At 51.4% G+C, this 2,160-nt stretch carries 2 protein-coding genes; one reads left to right on the top strand and one right to left on the bottom strand.

What is annotated here, in order from left to right; genetic code table 11:
- Positions 1-251: transposase (locus tag K2G43_RS13125; protein WP_300155982.1), on the top strand; the 251-nt coding region annotated here is incomplete at its 5' end.
- Between the two features lie 93 nt (positions 252-344).
- Here K2G43_RS13125 and K2G43_RS13120 read toward each other — a convergent pair.
- On the bottom strand, positions 345-2,160 hold a 1,816-nt coding region (locus tag K2G43_RS13120; RefSeq protein WP_300155977.1), incomplete at its 5' end, for a 4-alpha-glucanotransferase.

Genomic DNA, 2,160 nt, shown 5'->3' with positions numbered 1-2,160 from the left:
TAGAACCGGAAGCCGTGTTCGGACAAATGAAAAACAATATGAATTACAAACGTTTCCGCCATTTTGGAAAGGATAAGGTCTTCATGGACTTTGCCTTCTTTACCATTGCCTTCAATATAAAAAAGATGTGTGCAAAAATGACTAAAGAAGGTATGGATTGGCTGATTAGACCGTTTTATGAGCTTATGGTTGTTCTATTTAGATGGTGCGAACACATAAACCAAAGAAATCCTCAAAATATCGCAGCTTAAAAAAATGAGTCGATTTTTATAGTCAATGAAAAAAAGAAGGCGCATCGTGTATTACGACACACCTTCTTATCAGGTATCGGAGTGAGCCCCCCCTTATCTTCCGGTCTGTTCAATCAGACTCTTAATCTTCTCATTCAGGCTGTCGGCTTTCATCAACTGCTCCAATGTCAGGTGCATACGCCAGCGCCAGTAATGGCGCGGATTGGCAGGAACGTTAATACGCTCTTCCTGTACGTTGGGGTTGCGCCACTTACCGTCCATTGACATCCAGTCTTGCAGCGAAAGGATGCTGAGGATAGAGTTGCTGTGGAGATGGTTGCGCACCACTTCCTCGCAAAGTTCGGGCGTTGCCACGGCAGGCGCATCGCCGTAATGGCCAAGCGCATGGTTGTAGTAACGCTGCGTCTGCTGGAAGTCCTCTTCCCACCAGCCGCGCAGGGTGGACATATCGTGCGTGGAGATGGTACAGACCGACCGGTACGGATACCACTCGGGATGGCCGAACTCCTGCTTCGGGTCTTTCGGCATGCGCTGTATCTCCAAGGAAAGGATGCGCAGGTCGTTCATCACCCAAGCCACGCAGTCGGGAATCATACCCAAATCTTCACCGCATACCAGCATACGGGTGGATTGCGTCAGCTGCGGCAACTTCTTCATCGCCTGCTTTCCCCAGAAATCGTTGTGACGGTGGTAATAGTAGTGATCGTACAGACGGTTGAAGCATGCTTTCTCCCAGTCGTTCAGCGCCCGGTAGATATAGTCGTGCTGCACACCGATGCGCGGATGGTATTTGTGCGGATCGGTACGGTCTGGCACGAACAATACGTTGCTGATAAGGGCGTACAGACCGTCGCGAATCCAGATACTGTCCTCATCCGTCTTGTCGGCAAAGAAGGCTTCCACCTTGCGTTGGGTATCGAATTCGGGGCGCATGCGGTAAATCTCCCACGTGTTAGTCGGTTCAATGAAGGTCTGCTTCACGTAGTCGGTGTGCGGACCGAACATCTGTCCGAGGAAGTATTCGTGGATATAGGGCTTCAGGAAGAGCTCTTCGCGGAACGCCAGTCCGTAGCTTTCTATCTCTTCGCGCGTCATGGGCAGGGCGGGGACAAATTGCCCCAGTAGTCCGTGTACAGCGTTCATCGGTATTTCCCAGATGCGGAAGAAACCGAGGATATGGTCGATGCGATAGGCGTCGAAATACTCCGACATCTTGCGGAAACGCTTCATCCACCAGGTATAGCCGTCTTTTTCCATCACGTCCCAGTTATAGGTGGGGAAGCCCCAGTTCTGCCCGTTCACGGAGAAGTCATCGGGTGGTGCACCCGCCTGTCCGTTCAGGTTGAAGTAATGGGGTTCTTTCCATGCTTCCACGCTGTTGCGGCTGATACCGATGGGAATGTCTCCTTTCAGCACCACGCCGTTGGCACGAGCATGCTCGGTGGCGGCAAGTAGTTGCAGATGCAGGTTGAACTGGATATAGTAATAGATGGCGATGCGCGGATAATCAGTAGAAGTAGGCTCACACAATTGCTCTATCTCTTGGGTGTCGTAGGTGGAGTATTTGGGCCACTCACGGAAGTTGGGTGTCTGGTAGGTATCGCGCAGATAGCTGAACACAGCATACGGTTGCAACCACTCCTTGTTGGCGGCGTAGAATTCCTTGAAGGCTTTCGAAGCCAATACCTTTTCGCCCTCTTGCTTGAAGATGAGGTGGAAATACTCCCATTTCGTCCGGTTCACCGCTTCGTAGTCCACGGCAGGCAGGGCGTTCAACTCTTTCCGACGTTTGTCGAAGTCTGCCATCAGCTGCTTGTCCTTTAGTATCCCCAGCCGGCTCAAGTCCGTGTACATCGGATGGAAAGCATAGATGGAGATGCTGTTGTAAGGATAAGAGTCGCTCCACGTG

Origin of the sequence: Bacteroides sp., from assembly GCF_029057325.1 — a bacterium.
GTDB lineage: Bacteria > Bacteroidota > Bacteroidia > Bacteroidales > Bacteroidaceae > Bacteroides.
The sequence above is the reverse complement of the archived record's forward strand: the minus strand, read 5'-3'. Positions and strand labels throughout refer to the sequence as shown.